This is a genomic window from Gluconobacter cerinus, assembly GCF_002723935.1.
Classification (GTDB): domain Bacteria; phylum Pseudomonadota; class Alphaproteobacteria; order Acetobacterales; family Acetobacteraceae; genus Gluconobacter; species Gluconobacter cerinus.
The window spans coordinates 554,595-575,896 of sequence record NZ_BEWM01000003.1; the positions used below are offsets into that span (position 1 = coordinate 554,595).

8 protein-coding genes and 1 pseudogene are annotated in these 21,302 nt (G+C 51.0%); all 9 read left to right on the forward strand.

What is annotated here, in order from left to right:
• The first annotated feature begins 126 nt into the window (after nt 1-126).
• The 9 genes and pseudogenes from GCE01_RS09920 (at nt 127) to GCE01_RS09965 (ending at nt 20,882) form a co-directional block, all read left to right on the forward strand.
• Nucleotides 127-1,365 (forward strand): YdcF family protein, encoded by a 1,239-nt coding sequence (locus tag GCE01_RS09920; RefSeq protein ID WP_167386148.1) that lies wholly within the window; start codon nt 127-129, stop codon nt 1,363-1,365.
• Nucleotides 1,366-2,883: 1,518 nt separating this feature from the next.
• Nucleotides 2,884-10,332, forward strand: coding sequence for a GH36-type glycosyl hydrolase domain-containing protein (locus tag GCE01_RS09925; protein WP_244591163.1), 7,449 nt, complete (start codon nt 2,884-2,886; stop codon nt 10,330-10,332).
• A 494-nt stretch (nt 10,333-10,826) separates the two neighbouring features.
• A pseudogene (locus GCE01_RS09930) lies at nt 10,827-11,704 on the forward strand (transposase).
• 216 nt (nt 11,705-11,920) lie between these two features.
• On the forward strand, nt 11,921-13,228 hold the full coding sequence (locus GCE01_RS09935; protein ID WP_099212683.1) for a DUF1800 domain-containing protein: 1,308 nt from the start codon (nt 11,921-11,923) through the stop codon (nt 13,226-13,228).
• 3 nt (nt 13,229-13,231) lie between these two features.
• Nucleotides 13,232-14,440 carry a DUF1501 domain-containing protein gene (locus tag GCE01_RS09940; protein ID WP_099212684.1) on the forward strand — a complete coding sequence of 403 codons (1,209 nt, stop codon included), beginning with the start codon at nt 13,232-13,234 and terminating at the stop codon, nt 14,438-14,440.
• A gap of 197 nt (nt 14,441-14,637) precedes the next feature.
• On the forward strand, nt 14,638-15,660 hold the full coding sequence (gene mgrA, locus GCE01_RS09950; RefSeq protein ID WP_099212685.1) for an L-glyceraldehyde 3-phosphate reductase: 1,023 nt from the start codon (nt 14,638-14,640) through the stop codon (nt 15,658-15,660).
• 647 nt (nt 15,661-16,307) lie between these two features.
• A complete protein-coding gene (lldD, locus tag GCE01_RS09955) occupies nt 16,308-17,456 on the forward strand; it encodes an FMN-dependent L-lactate dehydrogenase LldD (RefSeq protein WP_099212721.1) in 1,149 nt (382 codons plus the stop codon).
• A 210-nt stretch (nt 17,457-17,666) separates the two neighbouring features.
• Nucleotides 17,667-19,190 (forward strand): carbohydrate porin, encoded by a 1,524-nt coding sequence (locus tag GCE01_RS09960; RefSeq protein WP_373321854.1) that lies wholly within the window; start codon nt 17,667-17,669, stop codon nt 19,188-19,190.
• A gap of 69 nt (nt 19,191-19,259) precedes the next feature.
• Nucleotides 19,260-20,882 carry a lactate permease LctP family transporter gene (locus tag GCE01_RS09965; RefSeq protein WP_099212686.1) on the forward strand — a complete coding sequence of 541 codons (1,623 nt, stop codon included), beginning with the start codon at nt 19,260-19,262 and terminating at the stop codon, nt 20,880-20,882.
• The last annotated feature ends 420 nt before the right edge of the window (nt 20,883-21,302 follow it).

The following is a 21,302-nucleotide window of genomic DNA, read 5'->3' on the forward strand; positions in this document are numbered from 1 at the left end:
TGGTCTTATGATGCTTTGTTGAAATCCACCTTCTGTCTCACAGAGTGGGTTTCAATAAGTTCAGTTGCCTCGTAGGGTTTCTGAATCATGGTAAATTAACGTGTTCTGCTGTCGGAGATGCCCGCTTTGAAACGATATCTTCTTCAAGCAGGCAAACCTGCTTTGGCTTTATTCAGCATTTTGATTACCCTGCTTTTTTGTGCCCTTGCAGGTATCTACCTGACAGTCACTCCACCTGTGCAGCCAGCTCTTGATCACGACAGTAAAATTCAGGCGCTGCAGGACGCAATATTCCCTCGCCTTACGGGTATCATGACGAATGCGGCATGGGAAAAAGAAGTATTTTCTTCTCCAGATATTGTCGCGTTATTTCATGAGCGCCATCAAAGATTGAGAGATAACTTAAACTGTACGCCACATCCCGTTTGCATGGTCCAATCATGGGAAATTACCCAACATGAACGAGAAGTTTTTGGGGCGATTTTGCAAAGAATCCCCAAGCATTCCCAGTTGCAATATGATGAAATGCAGTGGAACCGGGACGCAGACGCCATCAATTACATTCTGTCGGTGTATGGTGAAGGGCGTGCCCCTCGGTATCCAAAAATAGACGCCGCCTCTGTGGACGTAACAGCAAAAGATTTTTTTAATCTTATTATGGGAATACAAACCAAAATTTTAAGTGACCAATCTCAGCACCAAGGTATCGCTTACCCATTTTTTAAAGAAGCCCTATTGAATGCCGTCTTTCTTTTAGACGCGAATGATAGAATGGACGCCGTTCGCTTCTCTGGTTTGTGGAACACCTGGAATGCGCCATCTTTGGTTTTTGCACGCCGTTTGAACTGGAAAAGCTACCCATACACAGCCATTATTGTCCCCGGCGAAGGCCCCGAAGATCCACATACGCAACTCTCGGCGTTAGGAAAATTCCGTCTCACACTGGCGGTTGAGAGCTTTAATCGACAGCTGGCTCCTTTCATAATTGTCTCTGGTGGGGCAGCGCATCCCGCCCATACGAATTTCGTGGAAGCGGATGAAATGAGACACTTTCTGATTGAGCGTTTTCATATTCCCGAAAGAAGCATTGTCACTGAGCCTTATGCGCGTCACACAACAACGAACCTACGCAACGCTTCGCGGTACCTGAAAATTCTTGGAGCACCAGAGAATAAACCCGCACTGATCGTGACGGATCCGAGTCAAAGTGATTATATTTCAAGCACAGTTTTCTTTAGCCGAAATATGACTGAGCTGAAGTGTGAGCCAGGAGAGATCGGTCACAGGCTTTCACCGTTTGCGACGATTTTTATTTCTAACAGAGGGTGTAATAAAACAGATCCTCAGGATCCATTGGATCCGTAATTTATAATAAATATATTATTATAGTTTATGTCGGAGAATTTTTTTAACTCATTGTCTATTATCTTGTACTATAATGTCTCTTCGGCGGGGAAATGTATTCAGAAATTTTTACTTCTGAGACCTCCCTTCAACACTAAAAATTTCCATGTCACACAACGTTATTTCCACTCTTGAAAGAGTAAAGTCGGAAACGACAACCGTCGTTCGAAGGCGAATAAATGCTATGCGTCGAATTAAAGAAATATTTTTATGACGATGGTAACTAACTTTCAAATCGGGCGTTATGTTTTGGATTGGTTCTGTTTTTATAAATATACTAAGCGCACGCATTAAATTGCGTATAATATATTTATAAAAACAAAGATGAAAAAGACTAATTTTTTAGAAACCTCTCAGAAAATTTACCTGATGATAAGTGGATAATTTCCGCCTAAAGGATCAATGAAAATGGCCATTTTTACTAAAAAAAATGCGGCCACGTCGTTCCGCTTTCATGATGAAAGGGTTATCTGCTCTGATCTCTTTAGCGAAGATCGACTTTTACAGCATGCCCGCAGTTTGTCTGAAAGTCATGGAAACATTCATTTTCCAAAACGCAATAATACATTGCCAGACCGACTGAGTGAGAACGCTGAATTTCTTCTGGAATCAAATATTTCATTATCAAAAGCCGCTGAAAGGGGTGAGCAAATTACACCCGCTGGAGGATGGTTGATTGATAATTATTATCTGATGAATACTCAGATTCAAACTATTAAATTCGACCTTCCTCCGCATTATTATAAAGAGCTTCCTGAGCTATCCAGCGGGCCTTTCTCTGGTCTGCCAAGGGTTTTTGAAATAGCCTGGGCTCTTGTAGCTCATACAGACAGCCGGATTAATCCAAACACAATATGCGATTTTTTAAGTGCATATCAGGAAGATAGAGCTCTTCTCATTAGAGAACTTTGGGCTATTCCCACCCAGATCAGAATAGTTTTGATTGAGAACCTTCGGCGAGTAGCAGATAAAGTTTGCCAGAATCTACAAGCGCAAAAACAGGCTGATAATCTTGCCAACACTTTGTTTTCAGATGCTTATTATAATAACACAAAAATTCTTGAAGCGGTTACCAAAGTAAATACTGAAACATTATCATCCGCTTTTATTGTGCAATTTTCGCACCGCTTGAGAGGGCATGATCCACAGAAAGATCCTGCATCTTTATGGATGGAGGCAATATTACAGGAAAAAGGTACAAATATTGAAAAAATTGTTCATGAAGAATTGCAGGAACAAGGTGCATTAAATGCCACTGTAAGAAATATTATTACAAGTATGCGTTTGATAGCAACTCTAGATTGGAACGGTATTGTTGAGAAAACAAGCCCCGTAAGCCAAATATTTTATCGTCATATGGGCTTTTCGGATATGGATCCTCCTACCCGGAATTTATATAGCAAAGCTGTTGAGGCCCTTGCGAAAGGGTCAAGTTATACAGAGTGTGAGATCGCACAGAAGGTCACTTCTCTTGCTGCAATGCAAAAAGATCTCCCAAATTCTGATCTTCGCAGATCAGATCCTGGTTACTACCTTTTAGCAGAAGGTCGGGAGTGGCTTGAAGCAGAGTTAAAGTTCCATGCTCCCTTACGTGTAAAAATCGGAGAGGGTTGTCGCCGCCTAGGCATAACCGGTTACAGTTTGGCTGTAACAGTGCTGACTTTACTCGCCCTGACCGCTTTTCTTTCTGCCATGAATGGTCAGTTGTCAGGTCGCGCCGCGTTTGCGCTGATTGTTCTGGGATTTATTCCTGCCACTGATGCGGTAGTCGCCGGTGTAAATCGCTTTCTGATGTGGGTCATCAAAGTATCCGAACTCCCTGCGCTTGAACTCAGAGGGGGAGTCACCGCATCGCTGCGGACTATGGTTGTTGTCCCTACCCTTCTGACAAAAAGATCTTCCATTGTAGAAATGGTAAATCGTTTAGAGAAACATTACCTTTCCAGTCGAGATGGTGAGATCTACTTCGCCTTACTTACAGATTGGACAGACTCTCCAACCGAGAACCGGAAAAGCGATCATGATCTTCTGGATGTGGCTATCCAAGAAATGGGGAAGCTAAATCGGACTTATGGAGCGGGCTCTGCTGGTACAAGATTTCTTCTCCTCCATCGCAGGCGTCTTTGGAGCATTAGTGAAGGAAAATGGATCGGATGGGAGCGAAAACGCGGTAAGTTGCATGAATTAAACCGTCTTCTGCGCGGCGCAACAGATACCAGCTTTCTTGATCTGCCCGATCAGACGATTCCTCAAGATGTTCGGTATGTTGTTACCGTAGATTCCGATACACGTCTTCCGCATGAGGTTGTCAGGCGCCTTGTCGGTAAGATTGCCCATCCGCTCAATAATGCCCGTTTTGATCCAGAAAAAGGCCGCGTCACGGAGGGATATGCGGTTCTCCAGCCACGTGTGACGCCTTCATTGCCCGAAGCTCGGCAAAGCACCCTATTTCAAAGAGTGTTCTCAAGTCCCAACGGGATAGAACCTTACACAGCTGCAGTATCTGACCTGTATCAGGATATGTTTGCAGAGGGGTCTTTTGCAGGCAAAGGCATTTATGAAATCGATACTTTTGAAGCAGCCTTAGCTGGCCGGGTTCCTGATGGAACGCTTCTGAGTCACGATCTTTTTGAAGGTGTTTTTGCCCGTGCCGGCCTCGTAACCGATATTGAAGTTATCGAGGAATACCCAACGGACTATTTGGTGTCTGTTGCCCGTCTTAATCGTTGGGTCCGTGGAGATTGGCAGCTTCTTCCGTGGATCTTTTCATGGATGGGCCATTTTCCAACCATACGTATAAAAACCCGCCCCCTTACGGGCATTGCGCGCTGGAAGATGCTGGATAATCTGCGTCGCAGCCTTTCTGCGCCAATGGCAGTCAGCGCCCTCTTTGCCGGCTGGTTTCTTGAGTTCCATAATGCCGCGGTCTGGAGCCTTTGCATTGTTTTAACAATTGCCGTGCCTGCAGCGTTGCCTCTTCTGGTTGATATTATCAGGCGCAGAAGAGGAGAAACATTTCGCAGCTATTTTTCCCTTCTGACAATTGACCTCAAACGGACGGTTCTCACCACAGCTCTCTGTTTTGTGTTCCTGGCCGATCAGGCCTGCCTGATGGGGGACGCGATTAGCCGAACATTGGGGCGTGTTTTCGTTACTCGCAAGCACCTTCTCCAGTGGGTTACGGCCGCTCAGGCTGCGGAAGCTCCACGTGAGCGGATGCAGGGATATTTCCGTCAGATGAGTGGAGCCGTTTTAACTGGTCTTCTCGCGGCGGGCGTTATGGTCGTGGCCGGTCTCTGGGTGTGGCTCATCATCCTACCATTCGCTGTGGCTTGGTGCCTGTCACCCGCAATCGCGTGGATGGCCAGTCAGTACCGAGCGTCTGCTCGCAGGCTTGAAGCTACTGAGGCTGAGACGGTTTTTATGCGTATGCAGGCCCGGCGGACATGGCGGTATTTTGAGACATTCGTCACTGCTGCGGATCATATGCTTCCGCCGGACAATTTTCAGGAATCCCCTGCCCCTCTCGTTGCCCATCGAACCTCTCCAACCAACATGGGACTTTACCTCCTGTCTATTGTCGCGGCATGTGATTTTGGGTGGATTGGCGTAGCAGACGCAACATCCCGTTTGAGTGCCACCCTTGAGACAATGCTGCAGCTGCCGCGTTTCAGAGGGCATTTTTACAATTGGTACAGCACCTCTGATCTGTCTGCGCTTTCTCCTATTTATGTTTCGACAGTGGATAGTGGCAATCTCGCTGGCCATTTGATGACGTTGGCGGGTGCCTGCGAAGAGTGGGTTCAGAAAGGAAGAAAATCTGACATTTGGCGTGAAGGTATAAGAGACGCCCTGAATCTGGCGCTTGAAGAAGCGACATCGGGAAACGGTATCTTTCGGTCATCCGAACTCGCACAACTTATGGAAGCCCTTCTCCAAGACATGAAGGACGGCCACGCCAGCCAGATCACACTTACATATAGAGTACAGATGCTCGTCAGTCAGGCAGAGGAACTGGCGCATCTTCAACAAAGACGTGCCATGGCCGGAAGTGCAGGCAAAGGCATTCCCACTACAGGTGCCGAGGACCTCCTATTCTGGCTGCACGCGGCACAGAACTGCCTGCGGAGTGAACGGAAAGATCTCGAGGATAACCCTTCCCTCCATGATGAACTCCGTAAAATTGCACAAATCTCAAGAACCATGGCTTTGGACATGGAGTTCGGCTTTTTGAGAAATGCAGATCGAAAACTGCTCTCGATCGGGTTTGCCGTGAATGAAGGCACTCTCGACGATAACTGCTATGACCTTTTGGCATCCGAAGCGCGGCTCGCTGTCTTCTTTGCTATTGCAAAAGGCGACATTCCTGCCTGGGAGTGGTTTCGTCTGGGGAGGCCTCTCGCTGCGGTGGCCCATGGCGAAGCTCTGGTTTCCTGGTCTGGGTCGATGTTCGAGTACCTCATGCCGTCCCTGATCATGGCCGCACCGTTCGATAGTCTTTTAGAAGAGACCAGCCGGCAGATTGTCCACCGTCAGATTGAATATGGCCAGTTCTGCGGTGTGCCATGGGGTATTTCGGAATCTGCCTATAATGCGCGCGATCTGGAATATAATTATCAGTATTCCGACTTTGGTGTCCCCGGACTGGGGATGAAGAGAGGACTGGCCCAAAATCTTGTTATTGCACCTTACGCCACAGCTTTGGCTTCGATGGTTGACGCGCGTCTGGCAACAGAAAACTTCCGGGCCTTGCAGGCTGCAGGCGCTCAGGGAACCTACGGATTTTACGAGGCGCTGGATTATACAAAGGCGCGACTGCAATCGAACCAGACCGTTGCAATCATTCACTCTTACATGGCCCATCACCAAGGCATGTCCATTCTTGCAATAGCGGATACGGTCCTTAAAGGCCTCATGCGAACCCGCTTCCATGCAGAACCCATTATCGGAGCGGCAGAACTGCTCTTGCAGGAGCGTGCACCAACAGGTGGAGCTATTACCACCCCGCTGAAGGAAGAAGAGTTCGCCCCTCCTGCGCTGACCGTACAGATGCAGGCCGGTGGCCGCCATTTACAGACCGCGGACACGAGCGCCCCTGTTACCCATCTGCTTTCGAATGGACGATACAGCGTAATGCTGACGGCCGCTGCGTCAGGATATAGCAAGTGGGGTGATCAGGCTGTTACGAGATGGAGGCAGGATCCCACGCTCGATAACTGGGGGGCATACATCTACCTTCAGGCGTCCGGAGACAGTCACTTCTGGAGCGCAGGATTCCAACCATCTGGAGCTAAAGCTGAGAGCTACGATGTAGAGTTCAGGGAAGACCGCGCAACATATACGCGTCAGGACAACAAGCTGACGACGACAATGGAAGTCTTGGTTTCAGCCGAAGATGATGCAGAACTTCGTCGTATTTCAGTTCAGAACTCCAATTCTTCAACGGTTGAGATCAACGTAACGTCTTATGTCGAGCTGGCGTTATGCCCGCCTGGTATGGATCTCAGTCATCCTGCTTTCGCAAAAATGTTTGTCCAGACGGAGTATCTCTCTTCTTACAGGGCAATTGTTGCCACACGGCGGAAAAGAAATCCGTCTGATGCAGAGATCTGGGCAGCGCACCTGATCATTGGCGGCGATAACCTTTCCATTGAGACGGATCGTGCCCGATTTATCGGTCGTGGCAGGGATTTGCGGGAGCCGATTGCCGTTATTGAAGCGGGCCCTCTCTCTGGATCAGTGGGGACGGTATTGGATCCCGTTTTCGCTGCGCGGTGCAAGCTCACAATTCCCGCGCGCTCCACTCGGCATGTATCATTTTGGACGATTGTTGCGTCAACACGCGAAACGCTCATCCAAAGCATCGAGCGTCATCACGGTGGAGCGGATCTCGATCGTGCCCTGACCCTCGCATGGACCCATGCTCAGGTTCATTTACGCCATCTCGATATCCAGCCTGTACAGGCAGACCTCTTTCAGAAGCTTGCCGGCTATCTTCTGTTTCCAAATTCCATTCTTCGCTCGTCTGCGGCCCGTATAAAACGAGGCGCTGGCAAACAGGCAGATCTCTGGGGACAGGGCGTTTCCGGCGATTTACCACTCCTGTTGTTGGTCATCACAGAAAGTGAAGATTTCGACCTCGCCCGGACCCTTCTCACAGCACATGAGTACCTGAATTTCAAAGGTCTTGCTTTTGATTTTGTTATTCTGAACGACCATCCGACGTCTTATGCGCAGGATCTACAGCACGCACTGGAAGCCCTTGTTCGATCCTCCGGGCAGACGGGTACAGTCCGTATTCTTCGCGGCGCGCTTATGTCAGAAACAGTCAGAGACCTTCTGTTCTCCGTGGCTTATGTGGTGCTGACGGGTAAGGGAGGAAACCTGCAACATCAATTAACCCGTATTGAAGTCATGCAGGGCGCAAAAATCTTGCAGGCAGCCATACGTCCCTGCCGCCCATACCGTGGAGCAGCGGAAACTCCCATTCTCCCTCAGCTTGAACTGCCAAATGGATATGGAGGCTTCACGTCTGACGGGAGGGAGTATGCTGTCATCATCCGTGGGAAAGCGCGTCCCCCTGCCCCTTGGGTCAACGTTATCTCCAGTCCTCATTTCGGGTTTCAGGTCTCCGCAGAAGGCAGCGGTTATACCTGGTCGGAGAACAGCAAGGAGAACCAGTTGACGCCTTGGTCTAACGACCCGGTCATGAATCCAACTGGGGAAGCTTTCTATTTGTGCGACGAGGAAAAACGGCAGTTCTGGTCTCCTTTGGCAGCCGTTTGCCCAGATGACAGTGCTGTTTATGTTTGCCGACATGGACGCGGATACAGTCAGTTTGATCGGCACACCAACGATATCGCTTCTACCTTGCTACAATATGTGCCGCTTGAAGATCCGGTAAAAATTTCCAGATTGAAACTGACCAACACATCTTCCCGGCCCCGGACTTTGAGGGTCACGACCTATACCGAGTGGGTGCTGGGACAGTCCCGCAGTACGACTGCCCCTTTTGTATTTACAGAGCAGGATAATGACACTGGCGCGCTGTTTGTCAGGAACAAGTGGGGCGAGACGTTTGGTGACCGGGTCGCCTTTGCGGATATGTCGGCTCAGCAGACATCAAGCACGGATGACAGATGCACATTCCTGGGTCGAAATGGCACTCTTTCTGCCCCTCAAGCCATTGTCCGGGGCGGCCCGCTTGAAGGTATTGTCGGGGCCGGAATTGATCCGTGTGCCGCCTTGCAGACTGTCATTACGCTTGAACCCGGAGAAAGCACCGAAATTGTCTTTCTGCTAGGTCAGGGGCAAAATTCAGACCATGCTCGTCAGATTGTTCGGCGATACAGAAATGCCAATCTGGATGCTGTTCTGGATGAAGTGCATCGCAGGTGGGAGGCGATTACAGGAGCCGTACAGGTTCATACGCCTGATCGCGCCATGGATATCATGCTGAACGGCTGGCTGCTGTATCAGTCCCTTTCCAGTCGCATCTGGGCACGGGCAGGCTTTTATCAGGCCAGCGGTGCTTATGGATTTCGAGATCAGTTGCAAGACGGGATGTCGCTCGTTCTGGCCGCTCCTCAACTGGTGCGGGAGCACCTTCTGCGGGCGGCATCCCGACAGTTTCCAGAGGGAGACGTTCAACACTGGTGGCTCCCTCAGAAAGGAAATGGAGTTCGCACAAGGATTTCTGATGATTGTGCGTGGCTTGCCTACACAGTCGCACACTATGTTCGAGTCAGCGGTGACGCGACCGTTCTGGATGAAGAAATTCCATTCCTGGAGGCGGCAGTTTTGGCTGAGGGGGAGCATGAGCGTTTCCTCCAGCCTGACGTGACGGACAGAACGGCGTCGCTCTATGCTCACTGCGTCCTTGCTCTCGATCACAGTCTGCAGAGAGGAGTTCACCGTCTCCCGCTGATGGGAACCGGGGACTGGAATGATGGGATGAACCGAGTGGGCGAAGCAGGACGCGGAGAAAGTGTCTGGCTGGGATGGTTCGTGCACGCCACTTTGGCAGCCTTCCTGCCGCTCGCTCAGGCCCGACAGGACACAGAACATGTGGCGAAGTGGACGCGGATCATGAAGGAGCTTGAACACGCGTTGGAAGCAGCATGGGACGGATCTTGGTACCGGCGTGCCTATTTCGATGACGGCAGCCCTTTAGGCAGCCATGCAAACCCTGAGGGACGCATTGATGCCATAGCTCAGTCCTGGGCTGTAATTTCAGGAGCAGGATCTCCCGAGCGAGCAAAACAGGCCATGAACGCTGTTCAGGACCAGCTTGTCGATCTGAACCGGGAAATCATCATGGTTTTGACCCCACCCTTTGATACCTCAGAGCCTGACCCGGGTTATATTCGGGGCTATCCGCCGGGTATCCGAGAAAATGGCGGCCAATATACGCACGCAGCTCTATGGACAGTTATGGCAACTGCCCTTCTTGGAGACGGCGATGTGGCGCATGAGATGTTTTCAACGCTCAATCCTATTCACCACTCCCGCGATCAGGACGCGGCAGACCGCTACAAGGTTGAGCCATACGTCGTCGTCGCAGATGTTTATTCTTCCAGTCCTCATGTCGGCCGCGGAGGATGGTCCTGGTACACGGGATCGGCGGGTTGGATGCAACGCGTCGGGGTTGAGACGTTACTGGGCGTTCAGATCGAAGGAAATCGACTGTCGCTCAATCCCCGCATTCCTGCAAGGTGGTCGTCATATGAAGTTCGGGTGCGCTGGAAAACATCAGAATATCATATCCAGATAAAAAATCCTGATGGTGTCTGTGAAGGAGATCTCTTTATGCTGATCGATGAAGAATTCACAGCATTCACTCAGCCGATTTACATGAAAGATGACAGCCTTACACACAGCATAAAAATCGTTCTCAGGAGAGAAAACGATTTCGGTTTATCTAATTAAATATTTTTTATGGTCTGTGGGATTTTATATTAATCTCATCCATGAGGTGGAAAAATAAAAATGAAGCATACAAAGTCTGAGTATTGAAATCGGCATAAAAGGGGAAGAGGTATTTAGAGCGCCATTTCCTTTGTCTAAATGCAGTCCTGACAGAAGGTCTATCACAATAAGCGCCGGGAAGAGGAAAATCCTAATAAAAGATATTCGCCCGAAAAGGTTCTCCTGAGCCTAAGCCCGACCATCCTCCTGTTCTTCCGGAAACACCTGAAAATCCAACAAAGTTAAGCTTTGTATTTTTCGGGCCGGAATAAGAAGAAGTCTGAAGCGACGAGTAAGCATATGGAGCAGATCAAACCATTTTCTTTGGTTGCACATAATAGCACCGGGGATGATACCGTTTTCTATAAAAATAAACCTGGAGGTTTCGCAAAACCCTCTGGTTTTGAGGCTGCCTTTGTGATTCCATTTCCCTTGCGTTGATTGGGGTATGGGTCATGAGGCAGTCCGGTTTTTTTTTGATGTTGAAGAGCGCTTGGCCCGCTTGAGCAGGCTTGGTGATCAGCTTGAAGCGTTTTCCCGGACTGTGGATTTTGAAGTGTTCTGCCCTGATCCTGAGAAGGCTCTGGCGTATTCTGACGGAAGCAAGTGCGGACGTCCTCGGTTTGATCTGGTGCTAATGTTCAAAATTCTGGTCATCCAGACGCTGAACAATTTGTCCGACGAACGGACGGAGTATCTGATCAACGACCGTCTGTCGTCCATGCGCTTTCTGGGATCGGGGCTGTCGGACCGGGTACCGGATGCCAAAACGGTCTAGCTGTTTCGTAAGCGTCTGACCCAAACGGGGGCCTTTGAAAGACTGTTTGACCGATTTGACGCGACCCTGCGCAATGCCGGTTACCTTCCGATGTCCGGCCAGATCCTGAATGCAACACTGGTGGCTGCTCTAAAGCCGCGCAATACCAACACTGAGAAAGTGGTTCTCTGGGCAGGACGTATTCCGGAAGACTGGCAGGACAAGCCGGCAAAGCTGTCGCACAAGGATCGTCATGCGCGCTGGACGCTGAAAGTCACGAAAGCAAAATGGCAGGATGACGGAACGATACCCTCCACAGATCTCGCTATCCCGTTCTTTGGATACAAATCCCACGTCTTCATCGACCGGAAGTTTCGGTTCATCCAGAAATCAAATGCTGGAAAGTCAGTGATACGCTCGCGTGTCGAGCATGTTTTTGCCGACCAGCAGTCTCAGACGGGGCTGTTCATCCGAACAATCGGCACCACCCGGACCACAATGAGGATCGGACTGGCCAATATCGTCTATAATATGCGCCGCTTCCTCTTCCTGGAGCGGATCGACGCGAGCGCGTAGCAATTTTGCGAATGAAAACTCCAGATCTGCGATAAACGCAGAGCGAAAATCAGCTCCAGAAACCAGAAATCAGGACACAACTTTATCAACAAACGGTGCTTCGATCCCTCTAGCTCGAAAAAAAGACATCAGTCGTCATCCAGATTTCGCCACATATGGCGAACATTCTTAGATAAAGTCCAGCCACTCCCGTCCACCGGACATCGCGAGGATGCCATGCGACTTGTCAGTGCCATAAACAGATTCGGCTGGGGCCAACGAGAGAGCGGCTCTTCCGACATACCTCTCCGGGAATGGCTTTCCCGTCAGCTCGATGCACCTGACACGGCCATGTTCAGGACTGTCGGTCCATGCTCGGACGGACTGATCGCCCTGCGGGAACAGCGCAAGGCCAAGCTACAGGGCGACCCTCTGGTCAAACCGATCTTTCAAACGGAAGTCACAACCCAGCTCGACAATCTGCTTGTAACGGACCAGCCTTTCCGAGAACGGCTTGCATGGTTCTGGTTTAATCATTTCACGGTTAGCCTGCGTCAGGGCGGCACAAGGGCAGTCATTGGCGCCTATATGCGTGAGGCCATTCGCCCACATGTAACCGGGCGCTTCTCGGACATGCTCCTCGCCGTGATGCGTCACCCGGCCATGCTGATGTATCTGGACAGTGCATCGTCCATCGGCCCCACCAGCCCGGCAGGGCGTAAAAGCCATCACGGACTCAATGAAAATCTTGCCCGTGAATGTCTGGAACTGCACACGGTCTCGTCGGCCTCTGGCTACACCCAAACAGACGTCACGTCCTTCGCAGCCATACTGACTGGCTGGAGCATCGACATGAAGGCCGAACAGCCCGGCTTTGTGTTTCGGGAAAAGGCCCATGAACCGGGCGAAAAAACCGTCATGGGTCATACCTTCCCCGAAGGCGAAGACGGCGGCGTGCAGGCCCTGCACTTTCTCGGCACACATCCTGCAACGTACCGCCATATCGCAACCCAGATGGTCGGACACTTCATGTCCGACACGCCTTCGCCACAGGATATCAACCACATTACATCTGTTCTTCGGGACAGTGACGGAGATCTGCGGGAAGCCTCTCTCGCCTTGGCAGACCTTCACGATACAAACCGTTCTGGCAGCAAGTTCCGCTCCCCCATGGACTATGCCACAGCCGTCATGCGAGCCCTATCTTTGGGAGGCGAACCCAGCCATCCGGACGATTCACATTCCCCCGCCCATCAGCTTTACTCAGCCTTTGCTTCATTGGGGCAACCGTTATGGACGGCCCCCTTACCCAACGGCTGGAGTGATAATGCGGCAGACTGGAGCGCGCCTGCGGACATGCTGGCCCGCACGGACTGGGCCTGGCGAATGGCGGCTCATGTCCGGTCGGGAGACCCGATGGAGATCGCCCATATCGCCATCGGCCCGGCGCTCCGACCACAGACACAACTCGCCATGCATCATGCCGGCTCCCGTCAGGATTCACTGGCTCTGCTTTTCTCTTCACCCGAATTCCAGAGGCGTTGACCCATGATGATCCATCGTCGCACTGCCCTGCTGGGTCTGGCTGCAAGCTGGACACTCGGGCGTTCCTCTCTCGCGTTTGCCGGTTCACCTGGCGGTCCGGATGATCCACGCTTTGTGGTCATTATCCTTCGTGGCGCACTCGATGGCCTGTCGGCTGTCACCCCATACGGAGATGCCGATCTCAGAACACATCGCCGGGACCTTGTTCTTCCTGAACCTGGACAGGAGGGCGGCCTCCTTGATCTGGGTGGCTTCTATGGTCTGCATCCGTCTCTTCAGACGCTTCATAGCCTCTATGGCGAAGGCCAGATGCTGCCTATCCATGCCGTAGCAGGCCACTACCGCAGCCGCTCCCACTTTGAAGCGCAGGACTATCTGGAAAGCGGTGCCGATAACCGCCTGAGCAGCGGCTGGCTGAACCGGGCCGTTTCCGCCCTTCAGGGAAAGGCCAACAGACCGGATGGGTATGGACTAGCCATGGGGCTAACGGTTCCACTTCTCCTGCGCGGGTCTGCCAAGGTCGGAAGCTACGCACCAGCAGGAAGCCAACATCCGGACGAGGATCTTTACAACCAGATCGTGGCCCTGAACGCGTCCGACCCCATCACGGGCCCCGCTTTCAGGAATGGCCTGAAAGCCCGGGGTTTTTCGGACGCCACCATGACGGGAATGAAAAACGCCTTTGAGACCGGGAAACCCTACAAACCCGATGCCTTCACGCAGCTTTCAGCCGCCGCAGGGCAAATGCTGGCCACCCCCCATGGCCCCCGGATCGCCGCATTGGAAATTGGAGGATGGGACACGCATGCCGCTCAGCTTGGACGACTGGGAAACCCCCTTACCCAGCTTGATCGCGGAATTGGAGCGCTGCGTCAAAGCCTTGGATACAGCTGGAAACGCACAGTAGTCCTTGCCCTGACAGAGTTTGGCAGAACCGTCCGCATGAACGGAACAGGCGGAACGGACCACGGTACCGGCACTGTCACATTCCTTGCCGGAGGTGCCGTTGCGGGAGGAAAGGTTGGCGGCACATGGCCCGGCCTGCGCCCCAACCAGCTCTTTGAAAACCGGGACCTTGCACCGACGACAGACCTGCGCGCTGTAGCCACAGGTGTGCTGTGCGACCATCTCCACATGCCGCCGCAAGCGATTGGCACGGTGTTTCCGGGGCCGAAGACTGATGCCCAGAAAGGCCTGATCGTGTCCACCTGACCAAATACTGGCCAAGTTACGCGCCTACCAGGACCTCAGGATGGAAGCGTTTATTCTATCTGGATATCCTCATCAGAGCGAATGTGATCTATTCGCCAGGCATGTCTTGCCGCATCTGAACCATGGGCCATTGTCCCGATTTGACTGTCCATCGCCGCCATAATTCCGTACGCAATCAGCAAAGTTAGGAACTTCTCATGAGTTGGACACCAAACCCATCCCGTTATGAAGCGGCAGAATTTCGTCGTTGTGGCCGTTCGGGCCTTGATCTGCCGCCAATTTCTCTCGGCCTGTGGCATAATTTTGGAGGTGTCGACGTTTTTGAGACGGGGAGAGCCGTTATCAGGCGTGCCTTTGATCGAGGGGTTACTCACTTCGATCTGGCTAACAACTATGGCCCTCCTTATGGTTCTGCCGAAGAAAATTTTGGCACGATCCTAAAAAAGGATTTTGCGGCCCACCGTGACGAAATGATCATCTCGTCAAAAGCTGGTTGGGATATGTGGCCCGGCCCGTATGGAAATGGCGGATCACGTAAATATCTGTTGGCGTCGCTTGACCAAAGTCTTCAAAGAATGGGGCTTGAGTACGTCGATATTTTTTACTCACATCGTCCAACGCCTGATGTGCCTCTTGAAGAAACGATGGGCGCTCTGGTGCAGATGCATCGTCAGGGTAAAGCGCTTTACGTCGGTATTTCGTCCTATGGGCCGGAGCGAACAAAGCAGGCAGCAGCTATTCTGAAATCTGAAGGCGTGCCGTTACTCATCCATCAGCCGTCATATTCGATGTTAAACCGCTGGGTTGAAGTTGAACTGCTCGATACGCTTGAGAGCCTTGGAGTGGGCTGCATAGCCTTCTCTCCCCTCGCCCAAGGTCTCCTGACTAACAAGTATCTGAATGGTACGCCGGAGAACTCACGTGCGACGGCAGGTGATTCTTTTGCGCGTGCGATGCTCTCAGATGAAAACATCGCCCATGTTCGCGCTCTGAATGATATTGCCCAAAAGCGCGGTCAATCCTTGGCACAGATGGCCATAGCGTGGATCTTGCGCGACCCGCGTGTCACGTCTGCGCTTATCGGTGCCCGTAATGTTCAGCAACTTGATGATTCATTGGACGCTCTGAAAAATTCAGCATTCCAAGCGGAAGAACTCAAACTTATCGATCAATATGCACGCGAAGGAAATATCGATCTCTGGCGTAATCTTTCGGATTGATACCTAAAAATCGTTTGATTTTTTAGGTATTGCGGCGCAGGTGGCCAAGAGCATGACTATTGGCCACCTGTCTGAGAATTTCGCACAGGCCTGTTGCTTGTCCTACGATTAGATAGCTCTGGCATGTAACGTCTTCGGTAAGAAAACTCCGGGTCGTTTCTACAGTTCGCGATGTAGTGGAGCAACTTAAACCCCCGTATATCTTATGAGAGGCACTTTCCGTCGGCTTAAAAACGCTGATCTAGCCTGATTGGGTGTGCCGGTTCCGCGGCTATTGTCAGCTACATGGATAACAGTGTGCTCTCGTTTTTCTGACATTATGCTCGCGGCTCTTGCTCCAGAACCATTGATATGCGCCGCATTGGGGGCTCCAAAAAATCTCAATTTTAATGATGTTAATCACATCTCCTTGACGCTGATTTAACACCGTGCCGGATAATCCGTGTAAGTCATTAAAATATATCATTTTATTTATGCGGATGTAATTTTGCATATCGAAAATATATGGATAGCGCGTTTTTATACGAATGGATGTTAAGACTCTTTTCTTCCAGACAATGCGTTAGGCAGTCCGTAAAAAAACCGGATTTATGGAATTTTGGAAGAAGCGGCTGCGGAACGGCAAAAGCCGCAACGGGGGAGTTGCAATGATTATTTCAGCAGCGACAGATTATCGAAAAGCCGCCGCTCGGAAACTTCCACCTTTCCTGTTCCATTACATTGATGGCGGATCGTATGCCGAGCATACACTCAGACGAAATACTACAGACCTCGCCGATCTTGCTTTAAGGCAGCGTATTTTACGCAATGTCTCCGATCTGGATACGTCTATCGAATTGTTTGGACGTAAGCTGGCTTTTCCAGCTGCGCTAGCCCCGGTGGGCTTGACTGGCATGTATGCTCGCCGAGGCGAGGTTCAGGCAGCTCGGGCAGCAAGTCGCAAGGGTATTCCGTTTACGCTGTCCACCGTATCGGTGTGTCCGATTGCGGAAGTACAGGCAGCAGTTCGAGAGCCCATCTGGTTTCAGCTTTACGTTCTCAAGGATCGCGGCTTCATGCGTGACGCTCTGGAACGTGCAAAGGCAGCGGGGGTGACCACTCTTGTCTTCACTGTGGACATGCCTACTCCAGGAGCACGTTACCGCGACGCTCATTCGGGTATGTCCGGGCCGTTCGCCAAGTGGCGTCGCTATGCGCAAGCCGTGACGCATCCACAATGGGCGTGGGATGTCGGTCTGCGCGGACGTCCGCATGATCTGGGCAATATTTCGACCTATCGTGGCACGCCAACGGCCCTCGAAGACTATATCGGTTGGCTCGCTGGTAACTTCGATGCTTCGATAAGTTGGAAAGACTTGCAGTGGATCCGCGATTTCTGGGACGGACCGATGATCATCAAGGGGATTCTAGAACCTGAAGATGCAAAGGACGCAGTAAAATTCGGCGCAGATGGGATTGTGGTATCCAACCATGGTGGCCGCCAACTTGACGGCGTTCTTTCGACAATTCGCGCCCTGCCCCCGATCGCAGATGCCGTCAAAGGCGATCTGAAGATCCTTGCTGATTCAGGAATTCGCAGCGGTCTAGACATCGCGCGTATGATTGCATGCGGCGCTGATTCAGTTCTGCTGGGTAGAGCGTTCGTTTACGCACTTGCCGCCGCGGGAGAGCGTGGTGTCGCGAATGTCCTGGATATCATAGAAAAAGAACTGCGCGTCGCGATGATCCTGACCGGAGCGCGCTCAATCTCGGAGATTACATCGGACAGTGTAGAGAAACTCGCGCGAGAATGCTGACTTTATAATGACTCGGTAATACTGTCTTTAGGTATGTCGCGTGGCATATTGACTGCGCGCTTATCTGTTCATTGCGTCTTCAAGAAACACTATATGTTTCGTTTATGGAACGTAATAGCGATGTTGCATGTTTTTTCCGAATGCTGGAGGCCGTCGTTATGCGACGCTGGAAGCAGAAAATGTTTCCGAACCATCTGGTATTCAGCGGTAATGCTGTTGACGGTCTTGATTACAGCTAATTCTGCGAGAAGTGCTCCTGATGCCTCAGGCGTTGTCAAACAGGCGCGTGCAGGAAAGAGCAGTCAGGCGGACAAGAGCGCGTCTTCCCAATCGAATGGGAACAAAGCTTTAAGAACGCATGTGGATCTTAAGCGCAGTGAGCACCTTGCGGACCCTAACCAACTTGAAAGTCTTTTCAATACTGAGAGTTTGTCTGCGCTCCTCAATCATAGAGATGATGCTTTAAGAGAACGTGATCTTTCAGCGGGCTATTTCGTGCCCGCTCAGGCTTTCGGTAATCTGGTCACGCAGTTGTCCCCTGCACGGGCATGGCTCTCCAAGCGCGGTTACACGTTCCAGTTTGCTTACAAAGGAGAGGCCTTGGCGAACGTGAGCGGCGGCCTGAGCAGAGGCATGTCTTACGCTCATGAACTGACCTGGGTGAACAACTTCGATCTGGGCAAGTTGCTTGGGTTGGATGGCTGGATCTTGCATGGGGTTTTGATGGAACGAGCCGGCCGTCAGATCAGCTTTGATCACGTTGGAGAACGACGCATTCTGCTATCGGAAGTGTACAGTCTTTCCGGCCACATGGCAGCGCATCTGGCTGATTTTTATGTGGAAAAAGCGTTTCGTCGCAACAGCATCAACATCAATCTCGGCCGCATTACGCTCACACATACCTACGGCACGTCGCTGTTGTTGTGCACCTTCATGATTCAGTGCTCGGCTCCAGTGGGTATCAAAGGGGTTCAAGGATGGAGCGTCTATCCGAAAGCAACGTGGGGCGGCACGATCCGCCTGCGCCCGACACGTGATCTTACGTTGAGAACAGGTGTCTATGCTTCCTCTGTCCTGACATCCAATCCATCAGGCTGGGCCTGGGGTAGCGAAAAACAGACGGGTGTGATGTTGCCGATCGAATTGACATGGGAACCGTTCATCGGACCCCGGAAGCTACCCGGCCATTACAAGCTTGGCTTCGGCCACGATACCAGTGGCTTTGCCGACATGATCGGCTCCGTCCCCTCTTCCATGGCCTTGCGATACGCGGTGCGGAGACCTCAGCCGCGCGATACATTTTACATTGAGGCTGACCAGATGATTTACCGCAGCCATGGTTTGCATCAGATGGCAGGAGGCTACCTGATGGCGGGCTATATTCACAATACACCGCAAGTCTCTGTCTTTTCTGATCAGTTTTATATTGGAACGTCGCTTCTCGGCATCATCCCGTTCCGTCCTCTCGATCGCTTCGGCGTGATGTACTCCTATTATCAGATCAGTAAGCGACTGACGCTTGGGCAGCATCTCCTGCAGGATGCAGGTCTGCCGTTCCCAGCGGGAGTGAATAACCCCCAGACGCATACGGCAACACTGGAAGCCTATTACGGCATCCCGGTTGTGCCTGGTGTGCTTCTTCAGCCGTCTTTTGAATATCAGATGCGACCCGGAGAGACATCAGTCATCCCGAACGCAACAGTCATCGGCCTCAAAGTTATCGGAAATCTGTAGACCCCCGCATCCAGGGCCGGAAACCGGCATGGATAAGCATTAACGACACGACGTCAGGAGAATTGATCCATGTCCCCCTGGAAGCAGATATACGATCCCGCCGGAAACATTCTTGTTTCAAGTCTGGTCGCCCTCATCCCGATTGCATTTTTCTTCGTTGCGTTGCTGGTGCTTCGCATGAAGGGGCATGTCGCCTGTACCATCACGGTCATTCTTACTGCCATCATCGCTGTGGCTTTCTATGGGATGCCGATACCGTACCTGATTGCGACAGGATTATATGGTTTTATCTACGGTTTGTGGCCTATTGCATGGATCATCTTGGCTGCGGTCTTTCTCTATAAACTGTCAGTCAAAACCGGATACTTCGACATCATTCGCTATTCGATTGTCACAGTTTCGGACGATCAGCGTATCCAGATCCTGCTCGTTTCGTACGGTTTCGGTGCTTTCCTCGAGGGGGCTGCTGGCTTCGGTGCTCCGGTCGCGATTACCACAGCTCTCCTCGTCGGCCTCGGCGTGCCTCCATTGTATGCGGGCGGACTTTGCCTCCTCGCCAATGCCGCGCCTGGTGCTTTCGGGGCAATGGGCATTCCGGTCATTGTCGGCGGTCAGGTGATCGGAGCTGACCCGTTTTTGATCTCTCGGCTTGCGATGCCCATGCTTGCTGTCCTGGCGTTTGTCATTCCGTTCCTTCTGGTGATGATCGTGGACGGCCTGCATGGCCTACGAGAGGTCTGGCCGATTACCCTCGTTGCGGCGCTGACCTTCACCGTCACGCAGACTTTGGTGGCTGTTTTCGTGGGGCCGGAACTTCCTGATATTGCGGCGGCTCTGGCAACGCTGCTGGCTATTCCGCTTTTTTTGAAGTTTTGGAGGCCCGCAGTCAGTTTCCGGTTTTCTCAGGGAAACAAAGAGGCGTCCATCACCGGGGCAGAGCAGCATTACAACCGAAGTGACATTATCCGGGCATGGATGCCATTCGTCATTCTAACCGTTCTTGTTGCACTTTGGAGCATCGCGCCATTCAAAAATCTCTTTAAGTCTGGCGGCCCGCTCGCTTCCACGGTCATCACCTTCCCCTTCCCATATCTTAATGACCTAATCATTAAGATGCCGCCAGTCTCGCTAGAGCCGGCGCCTTATCACTCGGTATTCAAGTTTGATCTTCTCTCCTCAGTTGGCACGAGCATCATGCTAACTGCCATCCTTTCGACATTTGTGTTGCGTGCGCGTCCCCGTGATGCGGTAGTGATCTTTCTGCAGACACTGAATGAACTGAAGATTCCGATCTATTCCATCGGCATGGTCCTCGCTTTTGCTTATTTAGCCAACTATTCCGGCTTGTCTGCGACGCTGGCTCTCCTGTTCGCGGCGACAGGGTCTGCATTTACGTTTCTTTCTCCAGTCCTCGGTTGGCTCGGTGTTTTCCTGACAGGATCGGACACGTCCTCAAACGCGCTGTTTGGAGGGTTGCAAGCCGCGACTGGCCAGCAGATCCACGTCAGCGGCCCACTTCTCGTTGCCGCGAATGCCGTTGGAGGTTCAGTTGGGAAGATGATTTCCCCTCAGTCGATCGCTGTCGCCTGCGCTGCTGTTGGCTTGGTCGGAAAAGAAGGGGAAATGCTAAAATTCACGCTGAAATGGAGTGTTCTTCTTGTTCTTATGGTGAGTTGTCTTCTTACGGTGTGATTTTATTTGGTTTGATTATTTTTATCTATTTCCTATTTTATATATTTTTATGTTAATGTGTATAAAAATTATATATTTATATAATAAATATTTATTTTTACCATATATTATAATCTTTTTTATTAAAAATAGTTAGATAATTGATTAATTTTATTATCTGTAATGAGAGTTTCTGGATGGAAATAATTAAGGATTATGTTGGTTATTGGTGTCATGAGGTTCATATATTATCATAAGTACATGACAAGTATGACGCGATATAAGATGGACTGGAAAGCAGTGGGCGTTTATCACAATATTGTTATAATGTGATATAATTTTAAATACTACCGCACTTGATATGTTTTTTGGAGAAATCTTCAGTAAGAAAAAACTAAATTTTTCCTTTGGAAGTAGGTGAAGTATTTATTTCAGTTTTAA

Excerpts from the sequence above, each read along its gene's own strand:
- GCE01_RS09925 (WP_244591163.1), top strand. The coding sequence starts at position 2,884 with ATGCAAAAAGATCTCCCAAATTCTGATCTTCGCAGATCAGATCCTGGT.
- GCE01_RS09935 (WP_099212683.1), top strand. The coding sequence starts at position 11,921 with ATGCGACTTGTCAGTGCCATAAACAGATTCGGCTGGGGCCAACGAGAG.
- GCE01_RS09940 (WP_099212684.1), top strand. The coding sequence starts at position 13,232 with ATGATGATCCATCGTCGCACTGCCCTGCTGGGTCTGGCTGCAAGCTGG.
- mgrA (WP_099212685.1), top strand. The coding sequence starts at position 14,638 with ATGAGTTGGACACCAAACCCATCCCGTTATGAAGCGGCAGAATTTCGT.
- lldD (WP_099212721.1), top strand. The coding sequence starts at position 16,308 with ATGATTATTTCAGCAGCGACAGATTATCGAAAAGCCGCCGCTCGGAAA.
- GCE01_RS09960 (WP_373321854.1), top strand. The coding sequence starts at position 17,667 with ATGCTGTTGACGGTCTTGATTACAGCTAATTCTGCGAGAAGTGCTCCT.
- GCE01_RS09965 (WP_099212686.1), top strand. The coding sequence starts at position 19,260 with ATGTCCCCCTGGAAGCAGATATACGATCCCGCCGGAAACATTCTTGTT.